Below are 13,907 nucleotides of genomic sequence, written 5' to 3'. Positions count from 1 at the left end.
CGGCGCCGGTTGAGTTCGCACTTTGTCGGCATCTTAATTATGCTTAATTATGGAGAATTTTATGCAATACCGTACCGAACACGATTCAATGGGGGAAGTTCAAGTTCCCGCCGATGCCTTATGGGGAGCGCAAACGGAGCGCAGTAAAAACAACTTTAAAATCGGCGCGGGAATCGAAACTATGCCCGAAGAAATTATCCGTGCATTCGGCATATTAAAAAAGGCGGCAGCGCGGGCAAACCGCATTTTGCTTGCCGATAAAATGACTGAAGAAAAACTGCGCGCAATAGAAGCGGCATGCGATGAAATAATCGAAGGAAAGCTTGCAGCCGAGTTTCCGCTTGTGGTATGGCAGACGGGAAGCGGCACTCAAACGAATATGAACGTCAACGAAGTGATTGCAAACCGCGCAAACTCCCTTGCAGGGAAAAAGCTTTTGCACCCGAACGACGACGTAAACATGAGCCAGTCTTCAAACGACACCTTCCCGGCAGCCATGCACATAGCCTTTGTATTGATATGCGAAAAGCGCCTCATCCCCGCAGTACAAGGCCTTATCGATATTTTTTACAAGCTGGAAAAAGAAAACGAGGATGTAATAAAAATAGGGCGCACACACTTGCAGGACGCCGTTCCCCTGCGCTTTTCTCAGGAAATAAGCGGCTGGCGTTCTTCTTTGGAAAGGGGGCGCGATTTACTTACCATGTCGCTTGAGCCTTTGCGGGAGCTTGCCCTGGGCGGAACGGCGGTCGGTACGGGATTAAACGCCCCGAAAGGCTTTGCCGAAACAGCCGCCGAAAAAGCGGGCGAAATTGCAGGCACCGCCTTTTATACGGCGCAAAATAAATTCCACGCACTTACAAGCAAAAACGAAGCGGTGTTTGCGCACGCAGCGATAAAGTCCCTCGCCTGCGACATGATGAAGATTGCAAACGACATACGGCATTTGGCTTCGGGCCCCCGCTGCGGTTTGGGAGAAATCCTTATTCCGGAAAACGAACCCGGCTCTTCCATTATGCCCGGCAAGGTAAATCCCACGCAAGCCGAAGCGGTAACCATGGTTGCCGTACAAATTATGGGAAACGACGTGAGCGTATCGGTTGCGGCAAGTCAGGGAAACTTTGAACTGAACGTCTTTATGCCCGTGTGCGCTTATAATTTTTTGCAGTCGGCGCGGCTTTTAGCCGAAGCGGTTGAATCCTTTACGGAACACTGCGCGCGCGGTATTCGTGCAAACAGGGAGCGCATGGCATTTAACGTAAGCAATTCGCTTATGCTCGTTACCGCGCTTAACCCGCACATAGGCTACGAAAAAGCGGCACAAACCGCGCAAAAAGCCCACCGCGAAAACATCGGCTTAAAAGAAGCCTGCGTCAAACTGGGCTTTTTAACCGCCGAACGCTTCGACGAACTTGTACGTCCGGAAACTATGGTGTAAGGGATTTATCCCCACAAAAACCATAAAAGGATTGAGGCGGCCGCCGTGGTTATAAGGGTAAAGGGAACGCCGATTTTGCACCAATCGGCAAAGGACATAGGCGCGCCCTGTTTTTTTAATATGCCCATAGCCGCAATATTTGCCGAAGCGCCGAAGGGGGTAAGGTTTCCGCCCATGCACGAACCGACCAAAAGGGCAAACATATACAATTCGCTTTTTAAGCCCAGATTTTGCGCAAGGGTTGCGGCGACAGGCAGCATAACGATAATATAGGGCACGTTATCCACAAAACCGGAGATGATAACGGATACAAGGATAATGACGGCAAATCCCAACAGCTTATTGCCGCCGATTATGCCGCGCAAAAAGAGGGCAAAATCTTCCAAAAGGCCGGTTTCCGAAACCGTTCCGATAACGATAAAAACGCCGATTAAAAAGCCGATGGTTTCCCAGTCGAGATTTTTAATCATTAAAACGGTTTTTTGCAACCCCTCTTTACGGATAAAACGGAACCATATCAAACCGGCGATACCGAGAATCATCACAAAGGCGCCCGAATATTCAATATGAAAAAACGAGCAGACAGCCAGGGCGACAATCATTAAAAGCAATAAAACCGTCGGGAAAAACGACACAATGCTTTCGCGCTCGACGCTGATTTTTTGCTTGCCGATATTTGCAACCTTCGTAAAATACAGATAAAAATACAGGGCGCCTGCAATCATTCCCATTTGAACGACAAAAAAAATCGACATGCGGCCCTGATAGATAAAAAAGTCGTTAAAACCGTAGCGGGCATAGGAAGCGAATATCATGGAAGGAGGGTCTCCGACCAAGGTTGCCGTCCCTTGCAGATTTGCCATCACCGCAAGACCGGCCATAAAATATATGGGGGTAATACGCAGTTTTTTACACACGGAAAGGGCAATGGGCGCCATAACCAATACGGTCGCGACGTTTTCGACAAAGGCCGAAATAATACCGGTCATAATTAAAATGGCGGTAATGGCAGTTCCCGTATCGGGAAGCTTTTCGATAATCATATCGGCAAGGCGGTTAGGCACGCGCGAATATAAAAAAAGTTCGGCGATTATAAGAGAACCTATGTAAATCCCCAAAATATTCCAATTGATAAGCGTGACAAGGGCGTGAACCGGAGAAACCGCCCCGATAAGAATAACCGCCGCCCCTGCAATAAGCGAAACCCAGTGTTTTTTATCCGAGAAAATAATAACGGTAACATACATAAGAGCGGCAAGCGCCAAAACAATCCACTTCATTTCCATAGAACAAAACTCCTGCAAGCGGCGGTATTCCGGTACAAAACCTTAAGCGTCGGGAAAATCTCTAAAATACTTTTACGACTTCCCCGTTCGGATAACGCTTTTCGATAAAGTCCGCAATTTTTTTACTGCACAAAGCTTTAACAAGGGCGCTGATGCGCGCATCTTTTTCGTTACCCGCTTTTACGCTGATAATATTCACATAGGGCGAATCCGCTCCTTCAACAACCAAGCCGTCTTTGGAAGCGCGTAAACCGGCGGGGATGGCATAGTTTCCGTTAATAACGGCAGCATCAACATCCTGTAATACGCGCGGAAGGGAAGCGGCTTCGATTTCGCGGAATTTCAGTTTTTTGGCGTTTTCGCTTATATCCTGAGGCGTTGCGGTAATACCGGCGCTTGCATTCAACTTGATTAAACCGGCGGATTGCAGCAAAAGCAATGCCCTTCCTTCGTTTGTAGGATCGTTCGGAATTGCAATAACGGCTCCCGAAGGCAAATCCGACAAGGCCTTTACTTTTTTTGAATACAGGGCAATCGGTTCAATATGAATACCGCCGGCATTTGCCAAGCGGTAGCCTTTTTCCTTATTGAAGGATTCCATATACGGCAAGTGTTGAAAAAAATTCGCATCTATTTGACCGCTCTCCAAGGCGTCGTTCGGTGTAACGTAATCGGTAAATTCGATTACTTCAAGCTTAATCCCCTGAGAAGCCAAATCTTCGACTACCAGCTTAAGCATTTCCGCATGAGGTTCCGGAGTCGCCCCCACTTTTAAAACCTTTTCATCTTTTTGTTTTGCACATGAAGCAAACAATACCGCTGCGGCAAAAACCGCACATAAAATCCGCATGTGTTTTTTCACAGTTATACTCCTAATTATATGCAGTGATTCACATCACCTTTTTTTCATTTGAGCGGCGCTCAGTTTGGAGCCTGCCGCTTGAATAATTTCAACCAATATCAAAATAACCGCAACAGATGCCGCCATTACATCGGGTCTAAAACGCTGGTACCCGTAGCGGATTGCCAAATCGCCCAAGCCGCCTCCTCCTATTGCGCCTGCCATAGCCGAATAACCGATAAGATTGATTATCGTAAGGGTTATCCCCGCCGTAAGAGAGGGAAGCGCTTCGGGAAGCAGAACTTTGACGATTATCTGCATATTGGTGGAACCCATAGCGCGGGCGGCTTGTACAACCCCCGCGTCTACCTCCTTTAAAGCCGTTTCTATAATGCGCGCCGCAAAGGGGGCCGCCGCAATCGAAAGCGGAATAATCGTCGCCGCCGTACCGATACTCGTACCGGCTAAAATACGCGACAGGGGAAACAGTAAAATCATCAATATAATAAACGGAAAAGAACGCAAAACGTTTACAATGCGCGTGAGTACTTGATACAAAAGAGGGCGCGGCCGAATACCTGCAGGATCGCTTGTGCACAGCAAAATACCGACGGGAAGGCCGAGCAAAACCGAAAAAAAGGTTGAAGAAAAAACCATTATCAATGTCTGGCCTGTTGCCTTCCCCACTAAAAACGCGAGATTTTGTACGGAACTCACGGGTTTTCTCCTTCAATTTCGACAATAACGCCCTGACTTTCGAGCCACAGTAAGGCTTTGTTCAACTCATCGGCGGCTCCGGTTATATCGGTAACAAGGGTTCCGACATCGCCTTCGCTTAAATGCTGAATGCCGCCTGCCCGTATATTGAATTCCACATTAAAAAGGCGCGAAAGGCGGCTTAAGACGGGCTCTCCCGTATTGCTTCCGATAAACCTCAAAATGTACTTTCCGCCGTCTTTGGACCAGCGTACAAAGCCGTCATGTGTGCCGGCGGAGCTTCCGTCTGAACCGCGATTATCGCCTGAAGATTCGGAATCAGTCGGTTCGGGAAGCGCCTTGTCCGAAACGGCAAGGTTTGCCAAAAAGTCCTTTGTAACGGCGGTTTTGGGGCGGCTGAAAATATCGGTAACCGTACCGTATTCGGCAACCCTTCCCTCATCCAAAACGGCGACATGGGTGCAAATATCGCGCACCACTTCCATTTGATGGGTAATCATGACAACGGTTAAATTCATCTGTTTTTGAATACTGCGTATAAGAAGCAAAATCGAACGTGTGGTTTGCGGGTCGAGAGCGCTGGTCGCCTCGTCGCAAAATAAGATGTCGGGCTTGTTTGCCAAAGCGCGGGCGATGGCGATCCGCTGTTTTTGTCCGCCCGAAAGCGTACTGATGGGCGCCTTTTCCCTTCCGTCAAGGCCGACTAAATGCAAAAGCTCGGCCGTACGTGTTTTTATATACTGCTTGGATGCGCCGACAATTTCCATGGGATAGGCTATGTTTTCACCGGCGGTGCGCGAGCCGAACAAATTGAAGTTTTGAAAAATCATACCGATGCGGCGGCGGCGCTCGATAAGCGTTTTTTTATCCGAATTATCCACGCGCACATCGTCGTACAGCACCGAACCGGAGTCCGGCTTTTCGAGCAAACTGATAAGGCGCACCAGGGTGGACTTTCCGGCCCCGCTTTTTCCGATAATGCCGTACACGGTATTCGACGGAATTAAAAGAGAAACGTTTTGTACGGCATGTATATCGCCGTTCCCCGCTGCGTAGGTTTTTGTCAGTGAATCCAAGAGGATGCGCATGAATAAAACTCCTAAAAAGCTATTTTATACGTTTTGTATCGATAAAGTCAACTGAAAATAGACACTTTCATTTTATATAAAAATACGGTATACTTATCGGCATCGGCCCGATATAATCACAGATTTTAATCGGAACTTACTTGTTTTTAGAAATGGAGGATATATGAAAAAAATTACACTGCTGTGCATGCTTTTAATTGGCGCCGCCGTACTGTTAAGCGCACAGGCTCAAGCCCCCGGATTTTCAAATACGGTGCATGCTTCTTTCGGTCAACCCCCGGCCGAAAAGAATCCCAAGATTCGGTTTTTCGGCTTTACCGATTATTTTACGGGGAATATAACCGTCGGGAAACTTATCTTTGCAGGAGATATCGCATGGAGGCTGCAGCCTTCTTCGCGCGGCATTAAAACAGAGTTCATCGATACCAATGTAAATGTGGTTATACAACCTATGAAAGAGCTCGATATAGGCTTGGGTACCAATCTGAACTGGACGGTAGGCCCCGGCCCCTCATCAGGCCCCCGATGGAGTGCGTATAACAGAGCCTATTACGGCGGCATTAATACGGATAACGGAATTTCTTTTTCAGGCGATCCGGATTATCCGCTCGGAGGCTTCCGGGTTATAAATCACTATGCGCAAAAAGCCTTTGCAGTCCGCTATACATACGAAAAATTCCTTGAAGCAGGGTTTTCCCTTCCCGTGCTGCACGATGTCAACAACTTCAATGCCGGCTTGGGTATAAAGGGTAACATTAACGATAAGTTCAGCATAGGTTTTGCGTACAACGGACCTTTTAATGCGGGTGAAAATTATTTGTATTTGGGAGCTTCCACAACGGCTGTTAAAGGTTTTACAATCGGTGCATATTGGAATATGCGCACCGATACTTCCACAACCGTAAAAGACGGAGCCCAGACAATCGGTGCCGTACTGGACTTTGAAGTCAAGGGATTCCGCATCAAGCCCGAAGGAGCTATAACATTCCGCTCCGATACGGATTGGGCTCCTGCAGGTTATTTGAGCGTAGACGCATATATGAGTTTTACAAAAGAAATTCTCGGCGGTATCAATGCAAGCCTCGGCATCGGCTCGGACCTTGTTAAAAACGATCCGGGTAATACACAAAAAGCGGGCGCCCGCCTGGATATCGCTCCGTATGTCGTATGGAACATCAATAAAAAACATGTGTTTTCCGCAGGAGTACATTTAACCCCGGTTTGGTGGAGAAACGGCTACTCGTCCTTCGGATGGGAAATTCCTGTCGCATGGAAGGTTAAGTTCTAAAACGATTTTAGGAGAAGGGCTGTTTTAAAGGCGGGACTGCGGAAAAGAAGACTCTACCCGGCCCCGCCCCTTTTTTATACCCCGGCAAACATATCGGGTTTTTCGGAACGTTCCTTATCGATTTCCTGAATTTCTTTATTTAAGAATACCGAAAGCACTGTCCGTATGGCAACGATACCTGCCAATATACCTAAATCGATTAAATCGGGTTCGACAATCGATTTTATAATGTCGGCTGCAATTAAAACTTCAAGGGCCAAGAGCAAATAGGTTCCCAAATCAGCCCGGATAACGCGCAATTGCTGTATGCTGTATTTCGATTTGAGACGAAGCGATTCGATTTTAAGCAGGGCAAAAAGAGCGGAAACCGTGCCGTAAACGACAATCAAAACACTGACAACGGAAATAACCATTTCAATCTGCTTGAGAATATGCAAAATCGCACCTTCATTTTCAAAGACGGACATAAAACCTCCTTAACAGTAACGGGCACAAGTATCAAACACTCAGCTTTCAGGCTGCAAGCCTTCTACAAAAAATTCCGCAGGCAGTTTTGCAGGCTTGCCCGTTTCCGATGAAACGCAAGCCCAGGTAACAGTCGCTTCGGCACAAACCGTTCCGTCTTCTTTATAAATCTTTTGACTGAACTCTCCCGACAAACTTTTTAATTTAACCGGTTTTACTTCTATAAAAAGTTTATCGTCAAGGAGAGCCGATGCTTTGTAGTGAATATCTATATGCGTTACATACAGATAATATCCCGCCTCAACTATACCCTTATAATCAAAATCGCAGGCATGTAAAAATTCCATGCGCGCAAATTCGAGATAATTCAAATACACCGCATTGTTCACATGGTTGTATGAATCGCATTCATAACTTCGTACGACTAATTCCGCGGTATGCGTCATAATTGCCTCTCACACATTTTATTTTAATACGGATTTTACCAAGGTTTGAAAATCCGTATCAAGCGTACTTTCTTTTATTTCGCTTCCCGCTTCGGCCGAAATTACAAAAAGTCCGTCCCTCTCCAAAATAGGCTCATTGAATGTAGAAACGGTTTCGGGAATTGAAGCGTATTTACCGAGGGTAAAGCTGAAGGGAGTATTTGCAATCAAATGAATTTCTTCGGCTTCAATCAGCTTCGGCTCCTCTATTTCAATTTGGCCGTCTTGAGACGACACGGTAAATTCATCAAGGGCGGAAAAATCCGGCATTCCCATTTCAATATCCGCAAGAACGGCATCGATATCGGATTCCGATATTGCCGTTTTTTCCTTGGATACGGGTATGTCATCAAGAACGGAAAAGTCGGGTAAGCCGATTTCAACGCCTGAAAAAATATCGTCAATATCGGATGAGAGACTCTGAACGGCTTTTTCTTCTTTTTGCCGTCCCTCGCCTATTTTCAATTCTTCATAAAAAAGATCGTCTTCCTCCAATGCTTTTGCATTTTCCCGCTCAATTATTTCAATTTTTTCAGCACTTTCAACAGGCTCGGCCCGTTCAGTCTCTTCAAGAACTTCAAGAGCTTCGGCATCCTCAAGTTCGGCAACTTCTTCAACTTCTTCCGCGCTCTCGGCCCGTTCGGCCTCTTCAAGAACTTCAACCGCTTCGGCATCTCCAAGTTCGGCAACTTCTTCAACTTCTTCCGCGCTCTCGGCCCGTTCGGCCTCTTCAAGAACTTCAACCGCTTCGGCATCCTCAAGTTCGGCAAGTTCTTCAATTTCTTCCGCGCTATCAGCCCGTTCGGCCTCTTCAAGAACTTCAACCGCTTCGGCATCTTCAAGTTCGGCAAGTTCTTCAACTTCTTCCGCGCTCTCGCCACGGACTGCAGTTTCCGCCGATACCGGAGGCACCCTTTGTACGGCGGGCCCCTGTACTTCGGTTGAAACGTCCCGTAAAGCAGGCGAAGAACGCAAAGCCGCAGCCAATTCCGGCCGGCTTACAAGAGCGTCCATCAAAGCCTGTAATTGCACAAGAGCCGGCTGAGCCTTATTTTTTTCAGCGGAAATATTTTGATTTTGTAAAACGGCTATGATTTCGTCCCAGCTTTTATCCAAAAGGTAATCGACTTCATGCACATGACGCCGTCCTTTTTTCCCCAAGCTTTGTTTTATGCCGATATTGATTTCCTGTCTGCGTCTCTTCATATCCGCACAAACGGCCTGCCAATCGACTTCCTCTTTTCTCTTTAAATAGTCATGTATGACGGCAAATTGAAAACGGCGGATTTTATCCCGAATAATCAGCATATCATCCTGTTTTATATTTAAAGCCAAAAAAAGAATTAAAAAAGAGGTGATAAAAACACTTATGAGTAAAACAAGCCGCAGGGTATCGGAAAGAACAAATAAATCTTCTTCATAAATCCGCGCAACATAGATTCCGGAGGCGCTTAAATGAGAAAAAAGCAGCCGGTCATGAGAATCATCGGTTTCGACAATTTTTTCGGCCGGGAGGATGTTTTTTTCCCGGGCCCTGCCGATTAACACGTCTCGGAGAATTTCGCGGCCCGCCGGGGGAAAAGAAAGAACAAACAGCGGTGTATCTTCGGTTCCCGTAAACATAAAGGAATCGGTTATGGATGCAGCATTAAGCCGTATCAATTCACGGATAAAATCGGAGGCCGCCGTATAAAAAACGATTGTACCGCGGTATGCCGAGTATGAGTCGTAAAAAGGAAAACTGAATAAAATGTGGCCGCGTTCCGGATCAAAAATCAGCTTGCCCGTTTCTCCTTCTTCGCTTACAATACGTTCATACGGAAGCTCCGCGACATCCTTATATAATCTGTAGGAAATAAGCGTATCGCTTTTTTTGAGTACATCGGACAAAAGCGTACTGTAATGTATTTTTTTGCCGTCCGAATCGATAATACGTATACCGGTTAACGCGGGAGACGAAGCAAACAGGTTTCCTGCCGCATCTTCGCGGCCCCGTATATCCTGAGCGGACTGTTCAAACGAAAAACTTTGTTTTACGTGAGCGTTTTCCGCAAAATCAGTATAAAACCGGTTTTTTAAAGTAGCAAGATACAAATCCAAGGCATCGGATACATCGTGCAAACCGCTTTGAATACCCGCAACCAATGAGGGGCGGTAAAATCGGGCTTCAACCGCGGAAAACAATCCGAAAAAGGATGCAAACGTAAATGCCGCAAAAAAGAGAACTGAACCTAATAAGCTGATTACAACCTTTTGACCGGAACGCACCTTATACCTCAAGCAATTATACAACAAAAAGACAGCTGTACAATAGCATATATCGGTATAAATTCATATATTCTTTAGATATTTCCGACTGCGATACGCATCGTCCCCTTGCATACATGGATACAAGGGTATACAATTCCCGTTATGGATACGTTCCGCCGCATATGCTTTTTTACAGCCCTCTTTGCAGCCGCAGTGCTGATTTTCGGTACGGCAATCGCCTTTGTTTCCGGGAAAGCCGAGCCGGGTACCGCTTTACGTAAAAAAGATCCCTCACCCGAAGTTCTTGAAAAAAAAATACAGCCGGGTGAAGCCGTTTTTTCTCATGTAGGAACAATCCGCTGTTCCACTTCCGATACACCGCCCGTCCCCCTTGTCATAACCCCGTACTTTCGCTACAGCGCCGAAGACAGGGCCTTTTACGAAGAATTGACGCAAAAAGTACGCAAAATACGGCTGATAATCGGCGAATATACGGAACAATATACCCGTGCCGAACTGTTACGCAGGGGGGAAGAAAAAATCAAAAACGATTTGACCGATTTAATCAATCGGGAACTCGTACTCGGAAAGATAGAAAACCTGTATTTTTCGGAGTATATTTTTTTTGAATAAATGCAACTATAAGCGGCCGAATGTGTCAAAAATGTACACAGATTTATTATTACGGGAGACAGTATGAATCAAATAACCGCAGTGCCTGCAGCCCAGATAATCGTTTCCGTGATTCCGATAGTCGGCATCGTTATAGGAGGGACGGTTATATTCTTTTATCTTTTATGGCGGCATATGCAAATAAAGCTGCTTATAAAGTCGGGTTCTTATAAGCCGGTACGCTTCAATGTCGGGCTTTTTGCCCTGCTTACGGGTATTTTACTCACGGGGGTCGGCCTCGTATTAACCGTTTTAATATGGATCATAGAGGGGTTTTCCTACCCTCTATTGGGAGGCCTTGTTCCGTTTATTATAGGAATATGTCTTGTTGTGTTTTACAAGGTTTATAAACATTCCTAAACCGAAAACGCCCTACAGTACGGCTTTTCGCCTCTTTTGCGGCGTATCCGTATGAAAAAAGCAAGCCTCGAACCGGACGCAAGGCCGCAAGAGCGGCTGAGGGATTTTATTCTTATAAAGAAGGCTTGCAAGGGAAATCATGCCGCTTTTAAAAGCCTTGTGATACTTTACGAAAAAAGAGTACGCGTATTGGGATACGGATTTTTCCGCAATACCGCAGACACGGATGATTTTGTTCAGGACGTATTTATAAAGGCCTATACGAATTTGCAGTCTTTTCGTTTTCAATCCCGGTTTTCAACATGGCTTATGAGTATAGCCTATAATACGGCGGTAAACACGGTAAACCGCCGTAAAGAATATCTGCCGCTTATTGAAGGCATTGAGCTTTTCGACAGGGATTACGGTCCGGAAGAACAGGCGGTACGCACGGTACTTGCCGAGGCCATACGCGAAGCGGTACAGGCACTGCCCTATAATTTTGCCGTCTGTTTGGACCTTTATTTTTTTTATGACTTTCCGTACAACGAAATCGCCGTCATAACCGGATGGCCTCTTAATACGGTAAAGTCGAATATCTTCAGAGCCAAAAAGCTTTTAAAGCAAAAACTCGAACCTGTAATTCAGCCGTAAGGAGGGCTGCACTATGAAAAACGATATTTGTAGCGACGTTATCGAGCGTTTTTTAGCTTCGGATAAATACGAAGCGCTGCCGTTTTTATCGGCCTTGCATTGTCTAAGATGTAAAAAATGCCGAAGTCTTATCAAAACACTGCGGACAGCCGAAGCGGCAGCCGGGTCTGCGGCGAAAAAAAGACTGTTTGAAGGGGCGGCCGATGACCCCGTTATTTTGCGCATCATGGAGCGGCTGGAACCCCTGCGCACATACGACGGCGCAGACTTCCCGCGCACTATTTCCCTCAAACGCTGGATAAGCGCAGGCTGTATCCTTATAACGGCAATAGTACTGTTCGGTCTTTTCAGCACAATAGACGGAGCCGAAAAAATGCAGCTTTTATTATACTTGTGCTTTGCACTTTTTATAAGCGGCTATTGCGCATTTTTTGTCGGCGGCAATTTGAACTTTTTTATAAAAAAGATACGGACAATCCGAGCGGTGTAAAAAGCGCCCTCTACGGTTAAATCACCGCGAAGAGCGCAAGGGAAAAATCAGGTGTCGGCTGATTGCGATCCTTCCTAAAAATTTTGCGTTCTCTGCGCACCTTGCCGTTACATACCCTTAATTCCACAAACTCACCGGATTTACGGGAGAGCCGTATTTAAAAACGGAAAAATGCAGGTGCGGTCCCGTACTTAATCCCGTGTTGCCGACCCAGCCTAAAACGCTTTTTGTATCGACGTATTGACCCGTTTTAACCTTTATGCCCGCCATATGACCGTAGAGGGTACGATAGCCTGAATGATGCGTAACAATCACATAATTGCCGTAAACAGTACCGTATCCTGCCGAAGTAACTTTCCCGGCCAAAGCGGCATATACGGGTGTCCACGCGGCGGCGGCCATATCCACTCCGTTGTGAAAAGAACGCTTTCCGGTAAAAGGACTCGTTCTCCAGCCGAAGCGTGAACTCATATAATACCGTCTTCGAAGAGGACGTTTGAATAAGTCGCCGTTTATCTCCTGCCGTGTTACCCAATCCAAAAAGGCATCGGGCACAAAAACCGTCGTTCCGGCAGGCAGGGGATTTTCTTCTATCAGATGATTGACGGCCGCCGTTTTTTTTGCAGACACCTGATAGGCTGCGGCAATGCTTTCGGCCGTTTCTCCGGCTTTTTTTGTCGTATACAAAATGCCGGGCATGGACGGAACACACAGGTACTCCCCTATTTGAATGCGCCTCGTTTGCCGTATATTGTTTACGCTTATTAAAGTATCCTGAGAAACGCCGAAACGCTCTGCAATAACGCTTATCATATCTCCGCGGCGGATACGGTAAGCCGTATAGGTAAGCTCGGGATACAGGGCGGCGTTTTGCAAAGCCTGTGCCCAGACCGCAGGAGGAGGAACAGCCGCCTCGGTTTCCGAAAAACGGTACTCCGAAAAAAACGAATCGTAGCCGCCCTGTCCCGCAAAAAGTTCATTCACGGGAAGGCCCGCATCGGAAGGTTCTGTTTGCACCGCAAAATCGGGAATACACAATTCTTTTCCCAAAAGGTTTTCCGGAAGTTCGGTATTTTGCGGTACGGATTTTTTCCCCGCAAAAAAGAAAATACCGGCACCCAGGGCAATTAACACAATAAGTTCGGCCGCAAGCAGGATGAACGGATGCAAAATAAAAAAGCGGCGCACGGAGCGCATACCGGAAGAAAAGGCTCTTTTTACGCCTTCATTCATATGCAGCCGTCCTTTTTTTGCATACCGATTAAATAGGTTTCAAAAGATTCCGAGCGGCATGCGGCGGGTTTAAAACTTCGTGAAACTTCAAACAAATCCTTCATATTTGCCGTTAAAGCACGGGTATCGGAGCCTTGAAATATTTTTACGGCAAAATTGCCGCCCGCTTTAAGCATGGTCTTTGCATAGTCAAAAGCCAAATCGACCAAATCGGCCGAACGCGAAGTATCGATTAAACGGTTTCCCGTTGTCGGAGGGGCCGCATCGCAGACAACGGCATCGTAGGGTCCCTGCAAACGGATACGCTCGCGCAGGCTTTCATCGTACAAATCACCCTGAAAAAACACCAAATTATTCCCCTTAACGTTTTTTGCAAGCGGTTTTAAATCGGCCGAAACAAGCTTTCCCGTTTCACCCAGGGTCCGCAAAATAAAAACGCTCCAGCTTCCGGGGGCGGAACCCAAATCGAGGACATGGGCGTTTTTAGTAAACAGATTGTATTTTTCGTTTATTTCCTTCAACTTATACACCGAACGCGCAGGATAACCTTCGGAGAAAGCTTTTTTCGACCAAAAATCGGGTTTTTCATATGAGTTTACAGACATTTACACTCCGGATAGAGGGAACCTCTAAAAACAGAAGTTTTTAGAGGTTCCCTATT

Annotated in this window: 15 protein-coding genes; 6 read left to right on the top strand and 9 right to left on the bottom strand. The window is 46.5% G+C overall.

Annotation, left to right across the window (positions count from 1 at the left end):
• Positions 1-61 precede the first annotated feature (61 nt).
• Positions 62-1,438, top strand: coding sequence for a class II fumarate hydratase (gene fumC / locus V1L52_RS03835; protein WP_428771858.1), 1,377 nt, complete (start codon positions 62-64; stop codon positions 1,436-1,438).
• 5 nt (positions 1,439-1,443) lie between these two features.
• Here the strand turns inward: fumC and V1L52_RS03830 are convergent, their stop codons facing one another.
• The 4 genes from V1L52_RS03830 to V1L52_RS03815 form a co-directional block, all read right to left on the bottom strand.
• The gene (locus tag V1L52_RS03830; RefSeq protein WP_428770984.1) at positions 1,444-2,724 is read right to left on the bottom strand and encodes an SLC13 family permease; all 1,281 of its coding nucleotides are present in this window, start codon (positions 2,722-2,724) and stop codon (positions 1,444-1,446) included.
• Positions 2,725-2,785: 61 nt separating this feature from the next.
• Positions 2,786-3,586 carry a MetQ/NlpA family ABC transporter substrate-binding protein gene (locus V1L52_RS03825; protein ID WP_428770983.1) on the bottom strand — a complete coding sequence of 267 codons (801 nt, stop codon included), beginning with the start codon at positions 3,584-3,586 and terminating at the stop codon, positions 2,786-2,788.
• Positions 3,587-3,619: 33 nt separating this feature from the next.
• Positions 3,620-4,282 carry a methionine ABC transporter permease gene (locus V1L52_RS03820; protein WP_428770982.1) on the bottom strand — a complete coding sequence of 221 codons (663 nt, stop codon included), beginning with the start codon at positions 4,280-4,282 and terminating at the stop codon, positions 3,620-3,622.
• Positions 4,279-5,370, bottom strand: coding sequence for a methionine ABC transporter ATP-binding protein (locus V1L52_RS03815; RefSeq protein ID WP_428770981.1), 1,092 nt, complete (start codon positions 5,368-5,370; stop codon positions 4,279-4,281). The genes V1L52_RS03820 and V1L52_RS03815 overlap by 4 nt, the downstream gene beginning before the upstream one ends.
• 163 nt (positions 5,371-5,533) lie before the next feature.
• Here V1L52_RS03815 and V1L52_RS03810 point away from each other — a divergent pair, with 163 nt between their 5' ends.
• Positions 5,534-6,658 (top strand): hypothetical protein, encoded by a 1,125-nt coding sequence (locus V1L52_RS03810; protein ID WP_428770980.1) that lies wholly within the window; start codon positions 5,534-5,536, stop codon positions 6,656-6,658.
• A 74-nt stretch (positions 6,659-6,732) separates the two neighbouring features.
• Here V1L52_RS03810 and V1L52_RS03805 read toward each other — a convergent pair whose 3' ends face one another.
• Genes V1L52_RS03805 through V1L52_RS03795 form a run of 3 tightly spaced genes read right to left on the bottom strand, consistent with a single transcriptional unit; the run spans position 6,733 to position 9,876 of the window.
• On the bottom strand, positions 6,733-7,125 hold the full coding sequence (locus tag V1L52_RS03805; protein WP_428770979.1) for a DUF1622 domain-containing protein: 393 nt from the start codon (positions 7,123-7,125) through the stop codon (positions 6,733-6,735).
• 39 nt (positions 7,126-7,164) lie between these two features.
• Positions 7,165-7,569 (bottom strand): acyl-CoA thioesterase, encoded by a 405-nt coding sequence (locus V1L52_RS03800; protein WP_428770978.1) that lies wholly within the window; start codon positions 7,567-7,569, stop codon positions 7,165-7,167.
• An 18-nt stretch (positions 7,570-7,587) separates the two neighbouring features.
• Positions 7,588-9,876: a hypothetical protein gene (locus tag V1L52_RS03795; protein WP_428770977.1), complete on the bottom strand. Its 2,289-nt coding sequence runs from the start codon at positions 9,874-9,876 to the stop codon at positions 7,588-7,590.
• A gap of 144 nt (positions 9,877-10,020) precedes the next feature.
• On the opposite strand from V1L52_RS03795, the gene V1L52_RS03790 reads away from it, so the two are divergent.
• From V1L52_RS03790 to V1L52_RS03775, 4 genes are all read left to right on the top strand, one after another.
• Positions 10,021-10,491, top strand: a complete 471-nt coding sequence (locus V1L52_RS03790; protein ID WP_428770976.1) for a hypothetical protein — start codon at positions 10,021-10,023, stop codon at positions 10,489-10,491.
• A gap of 63 nt (positions 10,492-10,554) precedes the next feature.
• Positions 10,555-10,890, top strand: a complete 336-nt coding sequence (locus tag V1L52_RS03785; protein ID WP_428770975.1) for a hypothetical protein — start codon at positions 10,555-10,557, stop codon at positions 10,888-10,890.
• Positions 10,891-10,941: 51 nt separating this feature from the next.
• Positions 10,942-11,523 carry an RNA polymerase sigma factor gene (locus V1L52_RS03780; RefSeq protein WP_428770974.1) on the top strand — a complete coding sequence of 194 codons (582 nt, stop codon included), beginning with the start codon at positions 10,942-10,944 and terminating at the stop codon, positions 11,521-11,523.
• A gap of 13 nt (positions 11,524-11,536) precedes the next feature.
• Positions 11,537-12,013, top strand: coding sequence for a hypothetical protein (locus tag V1L52_RS03775; protein ID WP_428770973.1), 477 nt, complete (start codon positions 11,537-11,539; stop codon positions 12,011-12,013).
• A 117-nt stretch (positions 12,014-12,130) separates the two neighbouring features.
• Here the strand turns inward: V1L52_RS03775 and V1L52_RS03770 are convergent, their stop codons facing one another.
• Both V1L52_RS03770 and V1L52_RS03765 read right to left on the bottom strand, forming a co-directional pair.
• Complete coding sequence (locus tag V1L52_RS03770) at positions 12,131-13,246, bottom strand: peptidoglycan DD-metalloendopeptidase family protein (protein WP_428770972.1); 1,116 nt, start codon at positions 13,244-13,246, stop codon at positions 12,131-12,133.
• Positions 13,243-13,851 (bottom strand): SAM-dependent methyltransferase, encoded by a 609-nt coding sequence (locus V1L52_RS03765; protein ID WP_428770971.1) that lies wholly within the window; start codon positions 13,849-13,851, stop codon positions 13,243-13,245. The genes V1L52_RS03770 and V1L52_RS03765 overlap by 4 nt, the downstream gene beginning before the upstream one ends.
• Between the last annotated feature and the right edge of the window lie 56 nt (positions 13,852-13,907).

Source organism: Treponema sp. HNW, assembly GCF_050320395.1.
GTDB lineage: Bacteria > Spirochaetota > Spirochaetia > Treponematales > Treponemataceae > Treponema_C.
This window is presented reverse-complemented; position numbering and strand designations above follow the sequence as displayed.